The organism is Terrimonas alba (assembly GCF_042434975.1).
GTDB classification, from domain to species: Bacteria; Bacteroidota; Bacteroidia; order Chitinophagales; family Chitinophagaceae; genus Terrimonas_B; species Terrimonas_B alba.
The window spans coordinates 246810-272222 of sequence record NZ_JBHMQM010000006.1 but is presented as its reverse complement, the minus strand read 5'-3'; the positions used below and the strand labels follow the sequence as shown (position 1 = coordinate 272222).

At 40.6% G+C, this 25413-nt stretch carries 17 protein-coding genes; 9 read left to right on the top strand and 8 right to left on the bottom strand.

What is annotated here, in order from left to right:
- Nucleotides 1-21 precede the first annotated feature (21 nt).
- Nucleotides 22-360 carry a hypothetical protein gene (locus ACFEL9_RS18375; RefSeq protein WP_385893269.1) on the top strand — a complete coding sequence of 113 codons (339 nt, stop codon included), beginning with the start codon at nucleotides 22-24 and terminating at the stop codon, nucleotides 358-360.
- Here ACFEL9_RS18375 and ACFEL9_RS18370 read toward each other — a convergent pair.
- Both ACFEL9_RS18370 and ACFEL9_RS18365 read right to left on the bottom strand, forming a co-directional pair.
- Nucleotides 352-879 carry an OsmC family protein gene (locus ACFEL9_RS18370; RefSeq protein ID WP_385893266.1) on the bottom strand — a complete coding sequence of 176 codons (528 nt, stop codon included), beginning with the start codon at nucleotides 877-879 and terminating at the stop codon, nucleotides 352-354. The genes ACFEL9_RS18375 and ACFEL9_RS18370 overlap by 9 nt on opposite strands.
- A gap of 201 nt (nucleotides 880-1080) precedes the next feature.
- Nucleotides 1081-2154 carry a class I fructose-bisphosphate aldolase gene (locus ACFEL9_RS18365; RefSeq protein WP_385893264.1) on the bottom strand — a complete coding sequence of 358 codons (1074 nt, stop codon included), beginning with the start codon at nucleotides 2152-2154 and terminating at the stop codon, nucleotides 1081-1083.
- 147 nt (nucleotides 2155-2301) lie between these two features.
- On the opposite strand from ACFEL9_RS18365, the gene ACFEL9_RS18360 reads away from it, so the two are divergent.
- Nucleotides 2302-3135, top strand: coding sequence for a hypothetical protein (locus ACFEL9_RS18360; RefSeq protein WP_385893261.1), 834 nt, complete (start codon nucleotides 2302-2304; stop codon nucleotides 3133-3135).
- 30 nt (nucleotides 3136-3165) lie between these two features.
- On the top strand, nucleotides 3166-4146 hold the full coding sequence (locus tag ACFEL9_RS18355; protein WP_385893258.1) for a phosphodiester glycosidase family protein: 981 nt from the start codon (nucleotides 3166-3168) through the stop codon (nucleotides 4144-4146).
- 166 nt (nucleotides 4147-4312) lie between these two features.
- On the opposite strand, the gene ACFEL9_RS18350 is transcribed toward ACFEL9_RS18355, so the two are convergent.
- The 4 genes from ACFEL9_RS18350 to dnaE all read right to left on the bottom strand — a co-directional run bounded on the left by ACFEL9_RS18350 (nucleotide 4313) and on the right by dnaE (nucleotide 10137).
- Nucleotides 4313-5302, bottom strand: coding sequence for a nucleoside hydrolase (locus ACFEL9_RS18350; RefSeq protein WP_385893256.1), 990 nt, complete (start codon nucleotides 5300-5302; stop codon nucleotides 4313-4315).
- A gap of 30 nt (nucleotides 5303-5332) precedes the next feature.
- Entirely contained in the window at nucleotides 5333-5827 is a 495-nt protein-coding gene (locus tag ACFEL9_RS18345; protein ID WP_385893253.1) for a DUF1905 domain-containing protein, read from the bottom strand.
- A 197-nt stretch (nucleotides 5828-6024) separates the two neighbouring features.
- Nucleotides 6025-6342 carry a thioredoxin gene (trxA, locus tag ACFEL9_RS18340; RefSeq protein WP_276503626.1) on the bottom strand — a complete coding sequence of 106 codons (318 nt, stop codon included), beginning with the start codon at nucleotides 6340-6342 and terminating at the stop codon, nucleotides 6025-6027.
- Nucleotides 6343-6513: 171 nt separating this feature from the next.
- Nucleotides 6514-10137 carry a DNA polymerase III subunit alpha gene (gene dnaE, locus ACFEL9_RS18335; RefSeq protein ID WP_385893250.1) on the bottom strand — a complete coding sequence of 1208 codons (3624 nt, stop codon included), beginning with the start codon at nucleotides 10135-10137 and terminating at the stop codon, nucleotides 6514-6516.
- Nucleotides 10138-10547: 410 nt separating this feature from the next.
- Here dnaE and ACFEL9_RS18330 point away from each other — a divergent pair, with 410 nt between their 5' ends.
- Nucleotides 10548-11267 (top strand): C40 family peptidase, encoded by a 720-nt coding sequence (locus ACFEL9_RS18330; RefSeq protein ID WP_385893248.1) that lies wholly within the window; start codon nucleotides 10548-10550, stop codon nucleotides 11265-11267.
- Between the two features lie 3 nt (nucleotides 11268-11270).
- Here ACFEL9_RS18330 and ACFEL9_RS18325 read toward each other — a convergent pair whose 3' ends face one another.
- Nucleotides 11271-12785, bottom strand: coding sequence for a lipopolysaccharide biosynthesis protein (locus ACFEL9_RS18325; RefSeq protein WP_385893246.1), 1515 nt, complete (start codon nucleotides 12783-12785; stop codon nucleotides 11271-11273).
- Between the two features lie 91 nt (nucleotides 12786-12876).
- Here ACFEL9_RS18325 and ACFEL9_RS18320 point away from each other — a divergent pair, with 91 nt between their 5' ends.
- Nucleotides 12877-14529 (top strand): ABC transporter substrate-binding protein, encoded by a 1653-nt coding sequence (locus ACFEL9_RS18320; RefSeq protein WP_385893244.1) that lies wholly within the window; start codon nucleotides 12877-12879, stop codon nucleotides 14527-14529.
- A 520-nt stretch (nucleotides 14530-15049) separates the two neighbouring features.
- Here ACFEL9_RS18320 and msrA read toward each other — a convergent pair.
- Nucleotides 15050-15724: a peptide-methionine (S)-S-oxide reductase MsrA gene (gene msrA, locus ACFEL9_RS18315; protein WP_385893242.1), complete on the bottom strand. Its 675-nt coding sequence runs from the start codon at nucleotides 15722-15724 to the stop codon at nucleotides 15050-15052.
- Nucleotides 15725-15953: 229 nt separating this feature from the next.
- Between msrA and ACFEL9_RS18310 the strand changes: the two genes are divergently transcribed.
- The 4 genes from ACFEL9_RS18310 to ACFEL9_RS18295 all read left to right on the top strand — a co-directional run bounded on the left by ACFEL9_RS18310 (nucleotide 15954) and on the right by ACFEL9_RS18295 (nucleotide 25412).
- On the top strand, nucleotides 15954-17165 hold the full coding sequence (locus tag ACFEL9_RS18310; protein ID WP_385893239.1) for an ROK family protein: 1212 nt from the start codon (nucleotides 15954-15956) through the stop codon (nucleotides 17163-17165).
- A 177-nt stretch (nucleotides 17166-17342) separates the two neighbouring features.
- A complete protein-coding gene (locus ACFEL9_RS18305; protein WP_385893237.1) occupies nucleotides 17343-20414 on the top strand; it encodes a SusC/RagA family TonB-linked outer membrane protein in 3072 nt (1023 codons plus the stop codon).
- Between the two features lie 17 nt (nucleotides 20415-20431).
- Nucleotides 20432-21973: a SusD/RagB family nutrient-binding outer membrane lipoprotein gene (locus ACFEL9_RS18300; protein WP_385893234.1), complete on the top strand. Its 1542-nt coding sequence runs from the start codon at nucleotides 20432-20434 to the stop codon at nucleotides 21971-21973.
- A gap of 160 nt (nucleotides 21974-22133) precedes the next feature.
- Nucleotides 22134-25412: a VCBS repeat-containing protein gene (locus ACFEL9_RS18295; protein WP_385893232.1), complete on the top strand. Its 3279-nt coding sequence runs from the start codon at nucleotides 22134-22136 to the stop codon at nucleotides 25410-25412.
- Nucleotide 25413: the final 1 nt, after the last annotated feature.

The following is a 25413-nucleotide window of genomic DNA, read 5'->3' as shown; positions in this document are numbered from 1 at the left end:
CAAACTTTTAAAGTTATTGTTATGCGGATACTCTGCCTGCTAATGTTTGCCGCTCCAGGTATTCTACATGCACAAATTAACCGGTCGGCTAAAGAACTTGCTTCTGAAAAAATAAAAGAGTACATCGAGACCAAGCTTTTCAAAAATATGCCGTATAAAGCTGTTTCGTATGGCGAATTGAAAACGTATACACAACCCCACTCTGAAAAGGCATGGGTACTGGAACATAATTTTGAAATCACCGAAACCCGGTTGCAGGCGGATAAAAAAATTTCCGTTACCAAACCGTATCACTTTTTCTTCTACCTCGATAAAAGAATAAAAGTGTTGGGTGCTGAATGGGTACAGAATTTACAGTGATAGCTGGGAGCTGTTGTTTTTATAAGAGGTTCCAATTTCAACCCCGTTGGTTATTGTCTGGTAAACCACGCAATATCTTTCTGTGAGCTTAGCCAGGCTTTCCATTTGTTCTGCAGTAGCATTAGTGTCTAACTCAAATAGCAGGCGGATTTTTTTAAAACCCACAGGTGTCTCTTTCGAAACCCCCAATGTTCCCCTGAAGTCAAGATCACCCTCTGCTTTTACGGATCCACTTTGTATGTCAATTCCCATAGCTGTCGAAACCGCCCGGAGAGTAACACCTGCGCAAGCCACCAGTGCCTGCAACAATAAATCACCCGAACAGGCAAGCATACCGGTACCGCCAGTAGCAGGGTGAAGTCCTGCTTGTACTATCGCTTTGCCCGTTTCCACGCTACAGGAAATTCCTTCATTGATGTCTCCTTGCGCCTTTAATGTAATTAATGCAGAATCCGGATCTTCCCTGTATTTTTCCTTTAGTGGGGCTTGCAGATTTTTTAGCTCGGTAGCATTCATCATTTTATCAATTTGCTGGTTACTAAATTACCGGGAATTATTAATGATATATCAATGTCGTTTACTTAAAGCTCTTTTTATTGAACATTGAACATTGAGCGTTGAGCATTGAACATTTATTCCTGCTGAAGAATGTTCAATATGCTCCCGATAATCATCGGGAGCAATGCTCAATAATCAATTCTGATTTCCTTAACTAAGCGATTATGCTATGGTAATGTCCTTATCAAGATAAACATCCTGGATGGCATTTAAAATTTCAATCCCTTCCTGCATGGGGCGTTGAAAGGCTTTGCGCCCACTGATTAATCCCATTCCACCAGCTCTTTTGTTTACTACAGCTGTGATAACTGCTTCCGCCATGTCACTGGCACCTGAAGAAGCCCCACCTGAATTGATCAGGCCGGCACGGCCCATATAACAATTGGCTACCTGGTAGCGGCAAAGATCAATGGGATGATCGGAGGTTAACTCAGTGTATATTCTTTTATCATTTTTTCCGTAAGCGGATTCTTTAGTGTTGAGCGCATTATAGCCGCCGTTGTTTTCAGGTAGTTTTTGTTTAATAATATCCGCTTCTATCGTTACTCCCAGGTGATTAGCCTGGCCCGTTAAATCGGCCGAGACATGATAATCCACTCCATCTTTTTTAAAAGCCGGGTTTCTTAAATAACACCAGAGGATGGTTGCCATACCAAGTTCATGTGCCATTTCAAAAGCTTTGCTTACTTCCTGTATTTGACGGGTTGACTCATCGCTTCCAAAATAGATAGTAGCGCCAATGGCTGCTGCTCCAAGGTTCCAGCTTTGTTTAATCGAAGCGAACATGATCTGGTCAAACTTATTGGGGTAAGTTAAAAACTCATTGTGATTGATCTTTACAATAAATGGAATTTTATGGGCGTATTTCCTTGATAAAAACCCAAGTCCGCCGTAAGTGGTAGCTACGGCGTTACAACCACCTTCAATGGCCAGTTTGATAATATTTTCCGGGTCGAAATATATAGGGTTTTTAGCAAATGAGGCGCCGCCACTGTGTTCGATTCCCTGGTCAACAGGAAGGATGGATAAATAACCTGTATTTGCTAATCGGCCGTGATCATACATCGCTTGAAGGTTACGCAACACAGTAGGATTTCGGTCAGTTTGCATCCATATCCGGTCAACAAAGTCGGACCCCGGTAAATGAAGTTCTTTTTTGGAAATGGTTTTGCATTTGTGATCGAGTAAATACTCAGTCTTATCGCCGAGCAGCTCAGTAATTTTTTTAGCAGGCATAATCGTTTTTTTGCAATCAGTGAATTAATGCAACAAAGATATACTAACAAGTGTTACTGTATGTACATCTGAACGGTACGGTTAATTGGATTGGTTTAACCGGGATGTCTTTTTTTATATTTGTCATCAATCAATTTCTAAATCTTCATGAGCCGCGTTCTCGTTTTTTTGATCATTAGTATGTTATTTTTTTCTTCCTGCACTTTTTGGCAAACAAGGGAACAGGACCCGGTGAAAGCCATTGCCGGTAATTGGCTGATCCTGTATCCCGAGCATGAATTGACTACGGCTGATCAAAGAAAGGCTTATACCAAAGCGCAGGATTCGATTGTATCATTACTGGGCTTAAAGACGATCAGTTTTTTGGAAGGCGGCGCTTTTTTTCAAAGTGACAGTATTTTCAAACCAGCCGGTAACTGGCATTTCAACCCGGAAAATAAAAACCTCTTTATTCGAAACGCCGGCAAAGGCCTTGAATTTTTTAAAGGAACATTTTCGGGCATCCGGCGGGATACGATGCAGGTGGTGGAAACGATTGTGATCGACGGTGAGGAAATAAAACTAACCTGGTTTTTGAAACGCATTGCTGATAAAAGAAGATCCACTTTATTTACTACGGAAGGAAACTGGTGGCGAAAAACTGTTGCTATTGAAACCAGCGAACAGCTAAAAAACAGGATAAAAGCAATGCTCGACTATTATTCGTTGTACTATGAAATGGTGTCGAAAGAGTCTGCTTATTTTTCACAGTCAAGGGTGTTTTTGCCACTCCGGTATTACCAGCATAGTGTTGAATTAAAACCATTTTCAGAAACGAGCAGCTTTAGTCAATTGTTCAAAAATCCACAGCAAGCTAAAGACGCCTATTACATACTGGTAGCAGCATTTGAAAAATCGAAACGGGAAAAATTTCCTGCCGGCCAGGATTTTGTGATCGAGTACTCGATGTTCATCAAAAGGCTTGCTGCAGCGATTCAATGATAAGCTTATATTTTAGCTCCAATAAATAAGATGACTAAAATTATTTTTCCGCCCCTTTTGTTGCTATTCTCCACCGTTATTCATGCTCAATTGAAATGGCAAAAAATGGACACGGCTTTTGCCAGTCTTCCCGCATCTGTGCATGTGTATAGGACAATTGACAGCCTCGATGGTAAGCCAAATATCGCCTGGTACCTGGAGGCCGATCTCAAAGAAAAGCATCTTGAATTTACAGTTGATACTACGCTGAACCGGCGGCTCACACCTCAGCAGTTTTATGAAAAGAATGGACAGCCGCTGTTAGTGGTCAATACCACCTTCTTTTCATTTGCGACGAATCAAAGTTTAAATGTAGTGGTAAAAGATGGTAAGTTGGTCAGTTATAATATTCATTCAATCGCTGGCAGGGGAAAGGATACTTTGCTTTATCATCATCCAACAGCCAGCGCTATTGGTATTTCCAAGAAAGGAGAGGCGGATGTCGCCTGGCTCTATACTGACTCCAGTCTAAAATATCCGGTTGCTTTTGAGGAAAAGCCGGTTTTGTTGAAAGATTCATCCGGCGCTGTTTCGAAACATTCTTTTGTTCCCGAACTACATCATTTAACCAAAACTGAAAAGCGAAGAAGTATCATAGACAAATGGAAAATGAAAACCGCGGTCGGTGGTGGACCGGTACTTTTGCAAAATGGCGACATAAACATTACCAACGAGGAGGAACGAAAGTTTTATGGCAAGGCGATAAATGATAAGCATCCGCGGACAGCCATGGGGTATACGAAGGACAATAAATTGATCATATTGGTAGTGGAAGGAAGAAATACGGGTATAGCTGAAGGTGCAACGCTGGGCCAACTGGCACTTCTATTTAGGGACCTGGGTTGCGTGGAAGCATTGAACCTGGACGGTGGCGGTAGCAGTTGCATGCTGGTAAATGGTAAAGAAACGATCCGGCCATCGGACAAAAAACAAAGGGCAGTGCCGGCGGTGTTTATGATTAAGGAAAAATAATGGATACAGTATTTGTCATCGGACCCACCGAATAGAAGAATAAAAGGTTGCACACGGTTACGCCGAGGGTGTTTTTTATTTACGGGGTTAACAGACGGGTTACGAAATCTACGAAACATCAACCTCGGTGTTCGGCATGCCATTTTTTGAGAAGATCGCATGCGTACTATTTAGCTTTTGCAGATTGATGCATCATCAGGTCTTCAATGACTTTTGCAATTGCTTCCGGCTTTTCTTTAAAGGTGAGATAGGTTATTCTATCACCGGGTATTAAAACATTTTTGCCGTCTTCTTCTATTTTAAAATTAAGTTTACGATAACCAAAATAAGGGTCCAAACCACGCACAGCAACAAGTACAGCAGTTTGATCCCAGCTATTGCGGCCAACGGTATTCTTGTCTTTTGTCAACGCTATTTTAAATGCATCTTTTACCGGGCTTTTTTGAATACTGTCATTATTGATCAATCTTATACCGGTGAGAATTTTCTCTCCAATTTCAAACCCGCTCATAGTCCATGGTGCAGGCCATTCTTCAAAAACTTTTTTAGAAGCTGCAGCATCTACCAGAACATTAAATTCATAACCGCTTTTTTCATTATCACCAATACGTGCAGCCATTGAGACCAATTGTTTGACTTTTTGCTTTACCAGTTCTTTTCCATTAAGTTTAGAATATTCATCCGCAGATGATTTAAGCAAATTTGCAAGATTGGTAAAGAATCCAACTGTTACAATAGTTACACTATTATCGGGTTGCGATGCCAGTATGCTCCTGTACAGTTTTACAGCATCCTCCGCTTCTTTATTGGATTGCAGGGCATGCGGGTACCTTGTGTTAATTGCCTGCGCCCATTGCTGTGAACAATCTTTATTTGGCAAGTTTGCCTTTGTAATGCCGATTGGAATTTCAGGTTTATTAAAATAAGTATTCAATACACTCAATGTTGGCGCAGTTGTTTCAAAGACGTTGCAGGAAATTGTCGCAAGAATTTTTGCTTCACCTTTGTCTGCAAATGCATGCAGTAAAGCCACAGCGCCTACATCATCATAATCCGGTGCAATATCGGTATCGAAAATAATTGTGACAGGTTTATACTTTGAAGTGAAAGAGTCAAACAATAGTATTAAGCAGCCATAGAGAATAAATCTTTTCATATCATAGTTTTAATAAAAATCAGGTACGGTTTATCCGTCTATCGCTTCTTTATCATACATCTTCAAATTTCTTGCAAGCCTGTTAATGGCCTTTGCCATGCGGCTGATCTTTGTAGTTTCCTGCTTTGCACCGTATATCCAGTCAATATAAAACTTCTTTTCACTGTCTGATAAACGTTTGAAAAATTTACCAGCCGCAGGTTCATCTTCCAGGCATATTGCAAATTCTTCAGGAATTTCTAAAGGTTCATTATCAGGATACAATACAACATGTACTGTATCGCCTTCTTGCTTATATAGCTTCTTTCTTATCTCCGCTTTTACAGGTAAGAATAGTTTGCCGTTTCCCATTGGCATAAGATGATATTTTTTTATTACATAATCATCTATGCTGCCCTTTACTTTTACCCAGCCAAAAGGAGTGTTTTTATTTTGTATAATCTCCGGGATCTGCACAAAAGTCCAGCCTCCTTTACCATGGAATTTTTCGAGCTTATACTTCTTATTTACCAATGGCTTTTGCAAAACAGATTTTTTATAAATATCAACAAACAGAATGGCAGACCAATACCAATATACCCCAAATTTTCAGTTCATTGACGGTTCAATGCACAGGTGCGTGATGCACCACATAGTAATCCCAGGACAGCACTGTCGCTGGCCAAATAAAAATTAAAAACCCCATTCAGCTGAACGGGGTTGCGATTTTATGATAAAGAAGCTTACAGGTGCGCTTCGATCTTTTTTACAAAATTACCTTTTGGTTGGGCACCTACCAGTTTGTCTACCACCTGACCGCCTTTAATGAAAAGTATAGCGGGGATAGAAGTGATACCATAGTTCATGGAAACCTGGGGATTGTTGTCAACGTTCACCTTTCCTACGTTTACTTTACCATCATATTCTTTGGATAATTCTTCGATAACAGGTCCGATTGCACGGCAGGGACCGCACCATTCAGCCCAAAAATCTACTACAGTCAGTTTATCTGAAGCCAGTACGTCCGCCTGGAAATTCGCATCATTGAATTCTTTTGCCATTGTCTTTATTTTAAATTTTTAAGATTTTTTCTTTAAATATTCTTAGGGGTTGCAAATTTAAGTCCGTTACTATTAACAGGAATTGTTGGCAGAAAGTTGTGCAAAAGTTGTCATTATTTATACAAACTTGTACCAAATAGCTGACATTACTGGTAAAATTTCTATATCCGTTTAAGTAGTAACTACCTGCACGTCCAGTTCAGGCTTTTCTTCTAAAAAATGGATCATTTCCTCGTTCATTTCAAACCCCCTTCCTGTTGTTACAAGACTGATTCTCAAATCCTTTTTCGGCTCACTTACAATAAGCTTCAAGGAGCACTGTCCCGGATGGTTTTTCAGGTTTTTCTCCACGAACTCTATCATGTCTTTATCAATGGCCTGTGGATGAACCAGCACATTGACCTGTTTGGTTAGCTGCTTTTTTAAGGTTTCGGCCAGTGAAACCTGCTGCACCTTAAACTCAAACTCTCCCTGGTTGTACCGGGGTTTGAAAAAACCGGTGATGCAAACAGAAGCACCTTGTTGCAGGTAGGGCGAGAGTCGCATATAGTCTTCGCTGAACAAGGCAAAATCTGTTTTGCCTGAAAAGTCCTCAATAATATAACTGCCGAATTTATTACCGCTTTTTTGCGCCACCCTGTGTTGCACACCCGTCACCAAAACCAACAGCCGGAAAGTACGGCCGGGGTTTGACTGCATTTTAATGGCCTCCTTAAATTCATTGAAATCGGCGACCGAAGTGATGCCGTAGTGTTTCATTTCAAAACGGTAATGATCCAGCGGGTGGCCACTCAGGAACATACCGGTCACCTCTTTTTCGTAATCAAGCTGAACCACCAATGGCCAGGGCAGGCAGTCGGGCAAACGGGGCGGGGGAATCTCCATGCTGATGGGCAAATCACCGAATAAGGTATTGGCTGTTGTTGCATTTTGCGAGGAAATAATCTGGCCATATTTAATTACTCTTTCGAGGCCTGTGGCGGTCTCACCTTCCGGCACATTAAAATACTGGGCCCGATGGTGTTCGGTAAAGCAATCAAAACCGCCGGCATAAGCCAGGCTTTCCAATGTTTTCTTATTAACGGTTCGTTGATTGATGCGTTTGATAAAATCAAAAATATTCGGGAATGAGCCGCCCTTTTTTCTCTCTACGATAATGCTTTCAACGGCTGCTTCACCCACGCCTTTCAAACCGCCCAGGCCAAAACGAATTTCTCCGGCCTGGTTTACGGCAAAACCTTTCAGCGATTCATTGATATCGGGTCCCAGCACTTTTATTCCCATTCGCTTACATTCTTCCATGAAGAAAGTGATCTTATCAATGCTGCCGGCGTTATTTAAAACAGCCGCCATATACTCTGCAGGATAATGAGCTTTTAAATAGGCCGTTTGATAAGCCACATAAGCGTAGCAGGTAGAATGGGATTTGTTGAATGCATATTGTGCAAAAGCTTCCCAGTCTGTCCAGATCTTTTCCAATTTGTCCTCAGGTAAAGATTTGGCTTTTGCCCCGCTGATAAACTGTGCCTTCATTTTATCCAGCACCGCTTTTTGTTTTTTACCCATGGCCTTCCGCAACACGTCGGCATCGCCTTTGCTAAAGCCGGCCAACTTTTGCGCCAGCAACATTACCTGCTCCTGGTACACTGTGATACCGTAGGTTTCTTCAAGATATTCCTGCATTTCAGGAAGATCGTAGGTAATGGCTTCACGACCGTGTTTACGATCGATATAATTGGGAATGTAAGCAATTGGACCGGGACGGTACAAGGCATTCATCGCAATCAGGTCGCCAAACTTATCTGGTTTTAATTCCCGCAAATATTTCTGCATGCCGGGACTTTCAAACTGGAACGTACCGATTGTTGATGCATGCTGATAAAGTTCAAACGTCTTCGCATCATCAAGCGGCACCTCATCAATATTGATATCGACTCCATGGTTTTGTTTGATGACCTGAAGCGCATTTTTTATAATGGTCAGTGTCTTCAGTCCCAAAAAGTCCATCTTGATAACACCGGCTTCTTCGATCACATTTCCTTCAATTTGTGTTACCCAAAGTGGAGAATCTTTGGCTACAGCAACAGGAAGAAGTTCGGTCAAATCTTTCGGAGCAATGATGATACCTGCTGCATGAATGCCTGTGTTGCGAACAGAACCTTCCAAACGCTCAGCTTCATGCAATACTTTACTCAATAAAGTATTTTCCTGGTTGTATATCTCACGAATTTTTTTTATGCTTTCGAAATCGTCGCCACCCAAACCTTCTTTTTCTTCCAACGACTTTTCACCTTCTTTCGCTTTCATCGGGGCATGTAATACCCGTCTTAATTCGATACCTGGTTTTTCCGGAACTAATTTAGCCAATGCATTAGATTCAGGTAAGGGGAGATCCATTACCCTTGCCACGTCTTTAATACTTGACTTGGCAGCCATCGTACCATAAGTAATAATCTGTGCTACCTGGTTCTTTCCGTATTTGTCAACTACGTAGTCAATTACTTTTTGTCTGCCTTCATCATCAAAATCGGTATCGATATCGGGCATTGATTTACGATCAGGATTCAGAAATCTTTCAAATAGCAAATTGTATTTGATGGGATCAATGTTGGTGATGCCTGTGCAATAAGCGACTACAGAGCCCGCTGCCGAACCACGGCCGGGACCAATAAACACACCAATATCACGACCTGCTTTGATAAAATCGCTTACAATTAAAAAATAACCGGCAAAGCCCATCGTTTTGATGGTAAACAATTCAAACCGGAGGCGTTCGTCAATTTCCGGCGTGATTTCCTGGTACCGTTGTTTAGCACCTTCCCAGGTAATATGTTCGAGGTATTCATCCTGCGATGAAAATTCTTTGGGTACCTGGAAAAAGGGTAGAAGAATATCCCGTTTTAAATTCAGGATGTCAATCTTGTCAACGATCTCATTAGTGTTATCAATGGCTTCGGGAAGATCCTGGAATACTTTGCTCATTTCCTCCGTTGTCTTAAAATAAAATTGATCGTTGGGAAATGCAAAACGCTTGCCTTTAATATTAACATCATCATCCGCAAAATCACGAAGGGCAGGAGTGGTTATTTTTTCGCCGGTGTTAATACATAATAAAATATCATGGGCGTTGAAATCACTTTGATCCACATAATGTGAATCATTGCTTGCAATAATTTTTACATTATACTTTTTTGCAAACTTTATTAATACTTCGTTCACCTTATCCTGCTCAGCCATACCGTGTCGCTGCAGTTCAACATAAAAATCCTGCTGGAAAATATTGAGCCACCATTTAAACTCATTTTCTCCTTCATCTTCTCCTTTGCGCAGGATGGCCTGTGGTACCGATGCTCCCAGGCAGCAGGTAGTTGCGATCAGCCCTTCGTGGTATTGAAGAATCAATTCTTTGTCAATCCGCGGATACTTGCTATACATGCCTTCAATAAAACCAAGAGAAGTTAGTTTTACCAGGTTTCTGTATCCCTGCTCGTTTTTTGCGAGTAGTATCTGGTGGTGACGAACATCTTTTTGCTCTTTCGTAAAGGTCTTTTGATGACGGTTGACGGTGACATAAAATTCGCAGCCAACAACGGGCTTTACTTTCAATTTCCCGTTTTCGTCCTTATGTTTATAAGCCTCGGCCACAAATTCAAAAGCGCCAAACATATTACCGTGGTCACTGATGGCTAATGCCGGCATGCCATCCTTGATGGCTTTTTTATACAAATTTTGGATGGATGCAGCACCGTCAAGCAGCGAAAATTGAGTGTGTACGTGTAAATGGGAAAATTTCATGATCACAATATCGAATGGGTCAAAAAAGTGGGGTCAGAAAGCGAATTTCCGATTCTTTTACGGAATAAAATATGTTGTTGACTGAATGTTGAAAGCCTGTTAGAATTTTTAGTTCTTCTTTCATCAGCAAAAATGCCCGGGGCCCATAAGTCCCGAATACAGGTTCAATTCGTCATTATTTTAGCTTATATCCTTGTTGTTCAAAAACTCGTCGCTATTTAATAGTAAACAATATTTCATCGGTGTTGGGGATATTAAATAAAAGACTCAGTGCTAATCAACTTTAAAACAGTAAGTTAAGCCAGCCATGCCATCTTAATAAAAAATCACCGCCGGATATTGATTTTTTCATGTTTATTAAGTATATTTTTGCATGATTTTTGAATCAACCGAATAACTAAGGAAGTCCTATGTTTAAAAAAATCATACCTGCTTTATTTACGATTGTTTCAATGGCGAGCTGCTCCAGTATGAAACCCCTGAATCTTACAAACAGTAAGCAGGTGTCAGATGTAAGCAATACGAGGAGCAATCCTGGTTCGGGCAAACAAGTAAAATTTTTAGATGATATTTCGGTTGAACCTTCTTCAGCTTCAGGTCCCAATAATACTTCGAATAAATCAATCACAGGTAAACAAACTGCTTCTTCCAATTCAAATTATTTAAATAAAAAGTCATCATTAGAAACTGCATCCCCTGTTCAACTTAAATATGCAATATTGTTGAATACTGAGGTTGAACAACTGCAGGATAATAATTTATTGGAACATGTAGATGAATGGTATGGCACCCGTTACCGGTATGGTGGTACTACAAAAAGTGGCATCGATTGTTCCGCTTTCGTACAAGCTGTTTATCTTTCTGCATTTGCGGTATCCCTGCCCCGTACTGCAAGAGATCAATATAGAATGTCACGAATTATTTCCGCCACTGAAATGAAGACAGGTGATTTGGTTTTCTTCAATACAACCGGCGGTATATCCCATGTCGGAATTTATCTTCAAAACAATAAATTCATTCATGCATCTACCTCCTACGGGGTAACGGTGAGTGATATGTACGATCCCTATTATCTCAAGCATTTCATCGGCACAGGCCGAATCGAAAGACCAGGAGTTAATATCAAATAGCTTTTAGCTTTGCTTTTTTATAAGCCCAACTCTCTTGCGGATAGTTGCTATAACAGGCATCACATCCGGTGATAATTTCAGGTATAGTACACCAGCGCCATAAAGGACAATAAAGGCAAGGCTTCTTATTACCAGGCCCCAAAATCCATAGATGGTGTTGAATAGAAAATAGCAAGCTGCAAAACACCCGGCTGCCAATACTATTGTATAAAGGGATTGCATCGTAAAGGGAAACAGCTTAAATTTTTTCCATAAGAAAGTAATACGGACAATATTATAGACTGTGATGGAAATCAAGCTAGCCAATGCAGGTCCCATGATGTCATATTGCTTGGCAAGAATATACGTAAGAGGCAACATCAGCGCTAATAAGATAATACCGCTAAGCAATTCAAAGCGCCAGGCCGTTGATGTGCCAATGATTTGCGCATTGACACCCGTGCCCATGTCCACCACCATGCTCAAACCTAATAAGAGGAAGGCTACATGCCCTTGCAAATAACTTTCTTTTAAACCAAAAGTTTTGATAGCCTCTGTATAATTCAATGCAATAAGCAGGTAAATGCCTGCGGAAAAAATTAACAGGTTGATAGATGAACGCCGATATATTCTTTGAATGGTATCCCAGTTTTTGTCTTTCCATGCCTTGGATAGATGACCAATAGAAACAGCAATAATGCTTCTCTGCGGCGCCTGGATCACACTGGTCATTAATGTAGCAATGCCAAATATCCCGGCTTTGTCTATGCCGTCCGGCAATACAGACGCAATGACGAGAGTATCAAAGACTCTTGAAATAGTAAAGATCAAAATACCGGCATAAACAAAAGAGCAAAGCGTTATTATTTTTTTTAAAAATCGCCGGGTTACTTTGCTTATTTTGAACGTGAAGGTGATTTTTTTTGTTATCAACAGGTATGCTAATAAACTGGCAGCAATAGCGGGATAGGCAAATGAATATAGCTTAATGAAAAGACTGAAGTCAGGTATAATATTGGTTAAAAAAAGGACAATCAGTATGGTTGTTATTACTCTCCATTGCACTTCCTTTAAAAATATAGCCAGTGAAGCTTTGCCCAGGTTCCAGCTATAGGCCTCCAGGATAGAATAGATAGTAAGCCCCAGGCCCATGGGAAATATCCAATAATAATAAGTGAGGAGCTGCGGGGAGTTTTGACCAAATTTCCTGATCACAAGATCTTTAAAAAACCAGCCTGCGATCATTACCAATAAAAAACCAACCAGGCTGGTGAGTAATGCCCAGGTAATCATGTCATTTTTTTGCCGCGGTAAATTATCGTGATAATAAGGATAGAATTTGAAGATATAGGAGGGCATGGCCATGCTTGCAAAAGCCATCATCATAGTGGCAATCGACATGAAGATGGTGACAAGCCCATAATCGGCTTCAGTAAAAAGACCTTCTTTGGTAAAAAAATAAGTATTGAGCAAACCAATAGCGAAACCAAAATAAATAATGACCGAAGAAATGATACTTTGCCGCCTGATATTACTCATAAGGTAAAGATAAGTGGCATCACGGATTGGATTGCTGATCGATTAAAGTATTTCATCACTGAATTCAATTGCATTGTAAATTTAGCCACAGATGATAGCAATGTTTATTAAGGCAAAATATAATTTAATTCTTCAATTGATCATTGGCCCCGGCATTCTGCTAATCGCAGGATGCAGTGGCACAATGAAAAAAAACGGGAAAAAAATTTTCCATTACAACGAGCATTCAGGTATACCCACACTCGATCCGGCATTTGCTAAAAGCCAGGCTACCATGTGGCCGGCCCATCAGTTATTCAACACATTGGTTGAAGTGAATGATAGTCTCAACATTATTCCCTCCCTGGCAAAAAGCTGGTTGGTTTCTGAAGATAGGCTCACCTATACTTTTTACTTAAGAAGCGATGTGTTTTTTCATAACGATGAGGCATTCCCTGGTAAAAAAGGAAGAAAACTTACCGCCGGTGATATTACCTACAGTTTTTATCGCTTTATTGATAAACAAACGGCCAGCCCCGGTGCATGGATATTTAATCGTAAAGTGGATACGATACAACCTTTCAGGGCTGTTAATGATACTACATTTCAATTAAAACTATTGCGGCCTTATAATCCTATTCTGGGGATTCTTTCGATGCAGTATTGTTCAATCGTAGCGAAGGAGGCTGTCGAAAAATATGGAAATGAATTTCGCCGCCATCCAGTAGGAACGGGTCCTTTTCGTTTTGTAGCCTGGGAAGAAGGACAAGCATTAGTACTGGCAAAACATGAAAACTATTTTGAAAAAGATAGTTTAGGAAATCGGTTGCCTTATGTAGACGGGATCAAAACAACTTTTTATGATAGTAAGGCCACCGAGTTCCTGCTATTCAGGCAAAACAAACTGGATTTTGTCAATGATATCGATGCCTCCTTTAAAGATGAGATTTTAACAAAAAAAGGAACCCTGCGAAAAGGTTGGGAAGGCAAGATAACACTGCAGGTCAACCCATATCTTAATATTGAATACCTGGGGATATTAATTGATTCGACGAATGAATTGGTCAAAGGCTCACCGCTTGTGCTGCGAAAGGTACGGCAGGCAATTAATTATGGATTTGACCGGAAAAAAATGGTCTTATACCTACGTAATTCTATAGGTACCCCGGCTGAATCTGGTTTTGTGCCGATGGGTTTGCCATCCTTTGATACAGGTTTGGTAAAAGGATATACTTATAATCCTGCTAAAAGTAAACGACTGTTGGCTGAGGCAGGGTTTGAGGATGGTAAAGGAATACCTGTTATCAAACTGTTGACTATTGCACTGTATGCTGATATGGCGGATTTTATCGCTAAAGAACTGGAAGGGATCGGTATTCGTGTACAAGTGGAAACCGTTCAAAAATCTTTATTGCTTGAAATGACCTCTAATTCAAGAGCCTTATTTTTTCGTGGTAGCTGGATAGCAGATTACCCGGATGCCGAGAATTATTTATCGGTATTTTATTCCAAAAACCCGGCGCCTCCTAATTATACCCGTTACAAGAATCCCCGCTTTGATGAGCTTTTTGAAAAAGCCCTGGTCGAAGAAAATGATTCAATACGATACAGGCTTTATCAGCAGGCTGATCAAATGGTGATGAGTGATGCGCCTGTTGTTCCCCTTTGGTATGATAAGGTGATTCACCTTGTTCAGCCGTCCGTTACCGGTTTTAAACCTAATGCTTTAAACTTACTGGAATTAAGAAAAGTGAAGCTTAATTGAATAGATGATCAGTAAATACACTAATTCTATTCGTATAATTTCGTGTGTTTTTACTATTATGCCAGTAATTCCCGAATAAATTTTTTTTCCACAACTTCCTGAAAGCTACATAATTGACTCTAAACAGATGTCCCAGAGCCCTTTGCGGGCTTGCATTTTAGGCATTTGCTGTATATTTTCACAGTGTCGGGCCGGGTTTTTACTTCGTTATAGTCCGCAAGCATATATAGTTTAATCCGAAATGAACAGGTGAAGTAAAAACCTGACCAGACCCAATACCAAAAAGTTATTCTTCTCTTTTTATGAACCTTAAATATGTACCCATGAAAATTAATTCTACAAACGAAGTGCTGATTGCCAGAATCATTTTATTTATCCTGCTTTGCTTATACTCTCTTCTTGTTTTTGGCCAACCGCAATAATTACAGCTGTTTGGCTAAACTAAACTATGCTATAAGCAACAGTATTAAAGAATCTCAACCACCATTCGATTCCGATCGAAGCCCCGCCAATGGCGGGGTTATTTTTTTAATTTGTCTTTGAATACTTTTCTGAATTTATCTACTTTGGGGCGAATCACAATTTTACAATAGGGATTATTGTTTTCATTATTCTCAAAATATTCCTGGTGATAGTTTTCTGCGGGATAAAAGGTTGAGAAAGCCGTGATCTCGGTGACAATAGGATTATCAAAAGCGCCACTTTTAGCTAACTCAGCTTTGTATTTTTCTGCCTTTTGCTTTTGTTCTTCGTTCACATAAAAGATACCACTGCGATATTGTGTTCCCACATCATTCCCCTGCCGGTTGAGGGTGGTGGGATCATGTGTTTCCCAAAACACCTCCAACAATTCATCAAAACTAATTTGTTTGGGGTCATAAATGATCTGCAGGCATTCAGCGTGACCGGTTTCACCAGTACAAACTTGTTTGTAAGTTGGATTTTTTGTTTGCCCACCGGTGTAACCAGACACAGCACTTTTTACACCGTTGAGTTGTTCAAAAATTGCTTCGGTACACCAAAAGCATCCATTAGCAAAATAAGCAGTATCTGTTTCCCCACTAATTGTCGTAACAGGGGAAGTTGAGGATGATAAATCCGTTGTCATTTTTTCTTTGTTTTTTATTTGTGCGCATGATACCAGGCTCACCACACCTATAACAAAACCCGTCATGCTTAGTTTGAGCATTTTCATTATTCAATTTTACGGAATGTACGCCATATGAGGCTGTCGGGATTTCGACAATGCAGCAACAATCCCATTTTATAAGTCTTATAACAAGAAAAACTTAACAAGGGTTGATTTAGTTATTAAAACCTGGCAAACAGTTAATAAAAAAGGAAGTAAAGTTTTATATTTTTTTAAAAAGTTTCTTACATTAGATAAACAATTGCTGAAAATCTAACTGCATCCTGCCGAAAACATGGGAAAAAAAAGTTTTTATAAAGGATTGATATTTCGGGAATTTTATTTTTCAAAGAACCTGTCCTGTGCCGATTTAAGCGATAGAATTGAAAAAAGCATCCCTTTTACAATGAATATCCTTAATGAATTAATGGACGAGGGCTACGTGATTGAAACAGGTTATGCTCCCTCCAGTGGAGGTCGACGTCCTATCACTTATGCGTTGAAAGAAGATCGTATTTATATACTCTCTGTGGCGATGGATCAATTCGTCACACGGATTAGTTTAATGGATATTCATAACAAGCATGTGGGCGAAGTTGTAAAATTTGAACTCCCCTTACAAAATAATCCCGATGCTCTCTTCCAGTTAGCTAATAAAATAGATGAGGTAGTTGTCAGTTCGAAAATCGACAAGACAAAAATTGTTGGTGTGGGTATCGGTATGCCCGGATTTATCGATTTCAAAAAAGGGATCAATTATTCATTTTTGGAAACCAAAGAACAGACAATTACTGAATTTTTGTCAACCAGGTTGAAACTGCCGGTTTATATAGATAATGATTCGAGTCTTATTGCATTAGCTGAATGGCGCTTTGGAACGGCCCGAAACAAAAAAAATGCAATGGTGATTAATATCGGTTGGGGGATTGGGCTAGGAATGGTGCTGAACGGCGAATTATTCAGGGGCCATAATGGTTTTGCAGGTGAGTTTAGTCATTTACCATTGTTTAATAACAATAAGCTATGCACCTGTGGTAAAACGGGCTGTCTGGAGACCGAGTCGTCGTTACTTGTAATTATTGAGAAGGCAGCGGAGGGACTAAAGTCTGGCCGGAAATCGGCTTTAGGAAGTGATTTTCCTTCCGGGCATTTTGAGCAAGATTCACAGGCTGTAATCGCCGCTGCCATAAAAGGAGATCAGTTTGCAGTTGAGTTGTTATCTGAAATAGGCTATAACATCGGCAGGGGTGTGGCTATCCTCATTCATTTGATCAATCCGGAATCGATTATATTAAGCGGAAGGGGCGCATTAGCCGGCAAAGTATGGCAGGCGCCGATCCAACAGGCGTTAAACGAACATTGTATCCCCCGTTTGGCTGCGAACACGAGTATCGAAATCTCTACCCTTGGTTACCAAGCAGAACTAATTGGATCTGCTGCCCTCGTCATGGAAAGTCGCGTGAGAGAAAACATGAAAGCCACCCATCGTAAGAAAACACCGGCCTGAAACTAAGTGCTCTGATTATAAGAGGTTGGTTTATACATTTTGACTACTATTTTTTACACTCAAAAAACTGCTTATGAAAAAAAATCACTCTGCGACTGCCTGTTGGCAGCTATTGTCTCTAAATCTTCAGACAATAACTTTTTTCTAAATTAATCATCAAACAAAAAAAATTGCTTTATGAAAGGACTACTTTCTATCATAGGGCTGATGCTATTCACTTGCATCAGTTTAAAAGCACAAAATCGTTCGCTTGCGGGTCTGGTTACCGATGCGCAAAATATAGGAATTGTTTCCGCAACGGTAAAAGTAAAAGGGCAATCAAATATTACTACTACCAATTCAGAAGGGAGATTTGGTTTTTCAGTACCAACAGGAAATATTACCCTTGAAATTTCATCAGTAGGTTATTCTGCCCGTGAAATAGCAATAGCGGCTGATGAAAACAATGTTACGATTGTATTGACAGTTTCAAACGAAGAGCTTTCCGAAGTAGTTGTTACCGCTTTAGGTATTAAAAAGCAAAAAAGAGTGCTGGGATATGCTGTTGGACAGGTAAAAGGCGATGATCTTACTAGAGCCAGGGAAATAAATTTAGGTACCGCTTTGTCGGGTCGTGTAGCCGGCGTTAATGCTTCTGGTATGGCTACAGGGCCAGGCGGATCAAGCAGAGTTGTTATCAGGGGTGCTACTTCTGCATCCGGCAATAATCAACCGCTTTATGTCATTGATGGTATTCCTATCGATAATACACAACAGGGCAATGCCGGTCGCTGGGGCGGTGTTGACAGAGGTGACGGTTTATCCTCTTTTAACCCGGATGACATAGCGGATATTTCTGTATTAAAAGGAAGCAATGCCTCTGCCTTATATGGTTCAAGAGGATCCAATGGTGTAATTCTTATAACTACAAAGAAAGGCAGAGCTGGACAGGGTATTGGCGTTGAGTTCAATTCCAACTATACAATGGATAAAGTTTTTAAAACTACTGATTGGCAATATGAATACGGAGCCGGGAATCTGGGTGAAAAACCAGCCAACCTTATAGATGCGCGGGACAGGGCTCTTTTTTCCTGGGGTGCAAAATTAGACGGATCCCAGGTACTCACGATTGATGGCAATATGCATCCGTACAGCCCACAAAAAGACAATCTCAAAAATTTCTATGATAATGGAAATACCTGGTCCAACACGTTAGCGCTTTTAGGTGGAGGTAATAATATTAATTACCGGTTTTCAGTGGGTAATGTTAAAAATAACGCCATACTTCCCAATGCGGGGTTTGATCGACAAAATTTCGCTTTATCGTTGACTGCAACACCTAATAAAAAAATAACGATAGAAACAAACGGCCAATACATCATTGAAAAGGCGGACAATAGGCCGTTTCTCTCTGATGCACCTAAAAATGCCAACCTTACAGTTTACCAATTGGCAACCAATATTGATGTAAGATGGTTGAAGCCGGGAGTGGATTCCACAGGTGGAGAGGCTAAACATTTAGGAAGCAATGTTTTTCAGCAAACACCTTATTTTGCTACTGACTACGTAAAGAACAAAGACAGGAGGAACCGGTTTATTGGTTCTACTATTGTCACTTATAATATCACTCCCCAATTTTACGCAAAAGGAAAATTTGGTATTGACTATATCAATTATGAATATTGGGAGATTGAGCCTACAGGCATCCAGTACAGACCAACCGGGAGTATGAATATTGTGCAGCAATCAAGGTATGAATATAATACCGAAGGGCAGTTAGGATATAAAAATAAAGTCTTTACTGATTTTGATGTGAACGTAATTGTTGGTGCCAACAGGCAGCATAATCGTCGTAAAGGAACCAATTATGGAGGTAGCGAATTCATCGTTCCGTTTCAATATTTTTATGGGAATATCAAGAACAAGAGTTCCAGCGAAGATTTTGCCGAATCAGAAGTTAACTCCGTGTTTGCTTCCGCTGACATAGGCTATAAGAATTTTGCATTCTTAAGTCTTACCGGCCGCGAAGACTGGTTCTCTACACTTAGTCCTGAAAGCAATCATATTTTTTATCCTTCCATTAATACCAGTATTGTTTATTCGGATATTGTCAAATTGCCATCATGGTGGAGTTATGGTAAACTGAGGGCAGGTTGGGGTAGTGTTGGTGGCGGGTTACCCGATGCATATGCTTTGGTGCTGACATATACACCTGTCGGACAAGGTTATTTTGGTCAGCCCCTGGTAGGTACCAATGGAGGCAATATACCCAATGCGAATTTGCAGCCCTATGAAGTAAAAACGGTAGAAATCGGTGCTGAAAATTCATTTTTGAAAAATCGCTTGAGCATAGATTTCGCCTGGTACAACAAAAAAACGATCAACGATATTGCCGATGCAAACGTATCCATCAGTTCTGGTTATGGTACCACAAAAATTAATGTAGGTGAAATCCAGAACAGAGGTATAGAATTACAAATCAGTGGTATTCCTGTCAGAACAAAGGACTTTAGCTGGAATGCCGGATTTAATATGGCGCACAATAAGAGCAAGGTTGTAAAACTTACCGATGAGCTTAAATCAAAAACACTTGCCGATAACAGGGATGGTAATGCCTTTGTCGTATTGGAAGAAGGCGAGCCCTTTGGTATCATCAAAGCCTATGTCTATGAAAGGGATTCGAAAGGAGACCTGGTTTATAATTCGGATGGCACACTGCGCCGCGGAGAATTGGTGAAAGTTGGTAAAGGCGTATCCCCATTTACAATGGGCTTTACAAGTGATCTTACTTATAAAAACTTTATACTGTCTATCCTTATTGACGGAAAATTTGGCGGCGATGTATTTTCATCTACCAACTATCTTGGGTACAGGCTTGGTTTGCATAAGGGCACTTTGCCCGGCAGAGAAGGTGGTATACCCGTAAGTGGAGTAGATCCCAGTGGGGCTCCCGTTAATGTAACAGTTCCTGCCCAGCTTTACTGGAGAGCATGGGCGTTCGGAGAAACCGCTCATTTCTTATACTCATCAGATTTTATCAAGTTGAGATCAGTTAGCCTTGGCTATAGCGTTCCAAAAAAAATCCTGAACAAAACACCTATCCAGGGTATTAATATTTCACTTGTAGCCCGCAACCTGGCTAATTTCCTGAATAGGGTGCCCAACGTTGACCCTGAATCAAATTATCAGAATGGTAATGAACAGGGTCTTGAAAGAGGCGGTGTACCTGTTACAAGGAGTTATGGAATAAACCTGAATGTTAAGTTTTAACTTAAAATCTCATGAAAATGAAAAATAATTTAATAAAGAAATTAGCTATTGGCATCGGATGCATCTGCGTTCTTGGATCCTGCGATAAGGGATTTGAAAAGCTGAATGAAAATCCGAATGCTTACGTTATCCCGGATCCTAATTCCATTTTTACCTTGTCCGAGGTATACATGAACGGGCAAAATTTTGAAAATCACCGGGCTAACCTGATCTATACAAGTGAGATCGTACAGCATCTTGCCTCATACGGTTATCCCGGTGATAAGTATACGTATGTACCTGAATGGTCCGGCGCCTTTTATGGTTCTTCTTATGGTTTGGGAATTAAAGAGACAACTCAATTGCTCACCTCAATAATTCCGGATGAGGCAGAAAATGCCAATAAGAGAAGTGCGGTACGAATTATCAGGGCCTATGTTTTCCACCGCCTGACCGATCTGTATGGGGATGTGCCCTATTTTGATGCGGGCAAAGGATATACGGACTTGTTATTCAAACCCAAATTTGATAAACAGTCCGACATCTATGCTGATCTTTTAAAGGAGCTGGATGAATCGGCACAGGCATTTGATGCCAACAAACCATTCTTTGGAAGCGCTGATCTTTTTTATGCCGGCGATGTTTCTAAATGGAAAAAATTCGCCTACTCCCTAATGCTTCGACTGGGTATGCGTCTTACCAAAGTGGATGCTGCTAAAGCACAACAATGGGTGGCCAAAGCAATAGCAGGAGGTGTCTTTCAATCCAATGCGGATAACCTGGTATTAAATCATGAAACAGGACCCTCTGGCGTTAATCAGAACCCATATACCACTCCTTATTTGGGAGAGGACCTTCAGAATGGAACGAATGGAACAAAAATGGGGCAAACTTTTATCAACCAGTTAAAAAACACGGGCGACCCGCGTCTTCGCATTTATGCAAGGTTGGAAAATTCAGGCGACAATACACCTGCCAACCAGAAGGGATTGCCCAATGGCTTTACAGCTGCAACTATTACTTCTCATCCCAGTTGGACAGCAGCTGGACTGCCGGCTTATTCCGACCCTAATACCTTAACGATTTTGCGCCAGGATGCTCCTGATATTATCATGAGCTATGCTGAAGTACAGTTCTTATTGGCTGAAGCTGCCGTACGTGGTTGGGATTCGGGCAGTGCGCTGACGTATTATAACAACGGTGTTACAGCAGCTATGAAAATGCTGGCTGTATATGGTACCGCTGTCCCGCCTGTAACTGATGCCGAAATCGCGGCCTACCTGGTGGCCCATCCCTTTTTAGTCGCGGGTACGGATGCCGAGAAGTTCAATCAAATACATACTCAAAAATGGATCGCATTTTTTTTCAATGGCCTTGAAGCATTTGCGGACCTGAGAAGATCCGGCTATCCTTTATTGACTCCGGTTAACTATCCAGGCAACCTTACCGGTGGTAAATTGCCGCGTCGCTTAATTTATGATGAAAGCGAAAAAGTAAATAATGCTGATAATTATGCCGCAGCGATCGCACAACAAGGTGCCGATGATTTTAACACAAGGGTTTGGTGGGATAAACCTTAATAGAAAATAAAGTTTAATAGCAAAAAGCTACTGAATGTATATATGGCTTTCAAGTCAGGCAGGCTTAACTGCCTGACTTGTTTTTTAAAATGTTTTTTAAAAGATTCTATTTGTCAAGACAAAAGTGAACAAGATAAAGTGAATTAATAACGGCAGCACTATGATATTGCACAAAAGGTTCCTGAGTTTTTGCTGTGTTTGTGTTATTGCAATACAAATCGCGATTTCACAAAATAACCCCTTATTTACACTTCTTCCTTCATCCGTTTCGGGTGTCAACTTTGTAAATAAAGTAGTCGAAACTCCCGATATTAACATCATTACCTACGAATACTTTTATAATGGCGGTGGGGTAGCGGCCGGTGATTTTAATAATGACGGATTAACTGATCTCTATTTTACAGCAAACGTTTTACCGAATAAACTTTATTTGAATAAAGGGAATTTTCAGTTCCAGGATATTACCAGGCAATCCAATGCAGGTGGGAAAAGAGGATGGAAGACAGGCGTAAGTGTAGCAGATGTGAATGGCGATGGCTGGCTGGATATTTATGTTTGCTATTCGGGCGATATAGATGCGGAAAAGAGAAAAAATCAATTACTGATCAATAATGGAAACCTCACGTTTACAGATAAAGCCGAAGAAATGGGAATAGCCGACCAGGGCTACACTACACATGCTGCTTTTTTGGATTATGACCGCGATGGAGATCTGGATCTGTTTGTTCTCAATCACAACGTAAAAGAGCTACGCAATTTTGACGCAGCTTTCGTAAAAAAAATGATCGATCCCGATGCCGGCGACCGGCTTTACCGCAACGACAATAATCATTTTACCAATGTTACAGGACAAGCTGGTATTATTTCAAATCCTTTGGGCTATGGCCTTTCTGTAACAGTAAGCGATGTCAATAATGATGGATGGCCCGATCTGTATGTCTCCAATGATTACGTAGAAGAAGATTACCTGTATATCAATAATGGCGATGGTACGTTTACTGACAAGCTGAAGGAGCAATTGGGGCATATCTCCAATTTCTCTATGGGCGTTGATATCGCTGATATCAACAATGACGGTCTTGCCGATATTTATACATTAGATATGCTGCCTGCTGATAATAAACGTCAAAAATTATTATACACACCGGATAATTATGAGCTGTACAATAACATGCTGAAAAATGGCTTTTATCATCAATTGATGAGAAACATGTTGCAGGTGAATAATGGCAATGGTACGTTTAGCGAAACAGGTCAATCAAGTGGTGTTTCGAATACGGATTGGAGCTGGTCGGCTTTGTTCGCTGATTTTAATAATGATGGCAATAAAGACCTGTTTGTGACAAATGGTTATGGAAGGGATATGACCAATCGGGATTTTGTAAAATTTTATGCTAATGAAAGATTGAAGTACAGGAAAGGAGAACCCAGCGAACGAATGTTTCAAATGTTACAGGGAATAAAATCCACTCCTCTTCACTGTTATATGTTTGAAAACAAAGGCAACCTGCAATTCAAAGATTGTTCTTTAGACTGGGGATTTGACGCTGTCAATTTTTCTCATGGCGCCGTCTATACCGATCTTGACAACGACGGTGATCTTGATCTCGTAGTGAATCGGATGAATGATGAAGCGGCGATATATCGTAATAATTCCGTGCAGACAAATTCAAAAGGAAATTATCTCAAAGTGATATTGCAAATGGAAGGCAGCAATACGAATGCACTTGGCGCTAAAGTGCAGGTATTCACTCCCGCCGGTAAAACGATGTTGGAAAATTATCCAGTTCATGGTTTTCAAAGTTCCATGCAAGAGCCTTTGCATTTTGGTTTACCATCGAACACAATTGATTCCCTCCTTATCCGTTGGCCCAATGGAGAAATTCAAACTGTAAAAGATATTGCGGCAAACAAATCAATAACCATCAAATATACCAGAGCGGTCCGGTATTTTAGAGCGGCAACAGTTGCCACTTTTTTTAGTTCAGCAGGTATAATCCCTTTTCGGCATACTGAAGATGAAACCAACGATTTTAAGATACAACCTTTAATGCCCAATATGCTTTCTTATAGCGGCCCTGCTATGGCAAAAGCGGATGTCAATAAAGATGGACTGGAAGATATTTATATCGGTGGCGCAAAAAAACAGCAAGGGCAATTGTTGTTGCAACAGCCGGACGGGGGCTTTAGCAATTCAATACAAAACAGCTTTGCAGAAGATGTCATGTCGGAAGATACTGATGCATTGTTCTTTGATGCGGATAACGATAATGATATGGACCTGTATGTAGTAAGCGGTGGATATTCGTTTACGGAAAATGATAAGGCGCTGCAGGATAGGTTGTATATAAATGAAAAAGGAACATTTGTAAAAAACATAACTGCATTGCCGGCAGAAACGGTCAGTGGTTCTTGTGCAAGAGCAGCGGATGTAGATGCCGACGGTGATATTGATTTATTTGTAGGTGGACGTGTCATACCTGGCCGTTATCCGGAATCGCCGGAAAGTTTTTTATTGTTGAATGATGGTAAAGGAAGTTTTACAAATGTTACGTCAACAGCTGCACCTGCGCTACAAAAATTAGGTATGATTACCGATGCCGTATGGCTGGATTTAAATAAGGATAGTAAACCCGACCTGGTTGTTTGTGGTGAATGGATGAAGATTTATTGTTTTGAAAACATAAATGGAAAATTTGTTGATGTTACAGAAAAATATATCTCAACTCCCTTACATGGTTGGTGGAACCGGCTGGCCATTGCAGACCTGGATGAAGATGGCGACAGGGACATAGTAGCCGGCAATTGGGGTACCAACAGCCAGCTTCAGGTCAGTCAGCAAGAGCCGGCAACACTTTGCTTTGGTGATTTTGATAATAATGGCTCCATTGATCCAATCTTGTGTTATTTTATCCAGGGCAAATCCTATCCTATGCCCAGCCGGGATGAAATGACTGACCAGGTTGTCAGCCTTCGTCAAAAATTTCCTACTTATGACTCTTATTCTGATGCGGGAATTCAGGATATATTAACTCCCGAGCAATTGCAAACGGTTAAAACACTGAAAGCCGATTTTTTTGAGACGGTTTGGTTTGAAAACAGGAACGGCGTTTTTGTTCAGCATGGTTTACCTATCCAGGCCAGCTATGCACCGGTATATGCAATTGGCATTGATGATTATGATCATGATGGCAAAAAAGATATTTTGTTGGCAGGGAATATTGAACATACAAGGATAAAAATTGGAAAGATCGACGCAAACTACGGTGTGTTATTGAAGGGGGATGGATTGGGTCATTTTACTTATGTGCCACAGGGCGAATCCGGGTTAAGTATCAAAGGCTGTGTAAGAAGTGTAGTATCAATCACCAACAACAAGGAAGAGAAAATTGTTGTATTTGGCATAAATAACCAATCGCCTGTCGTTTACAAATATTGAC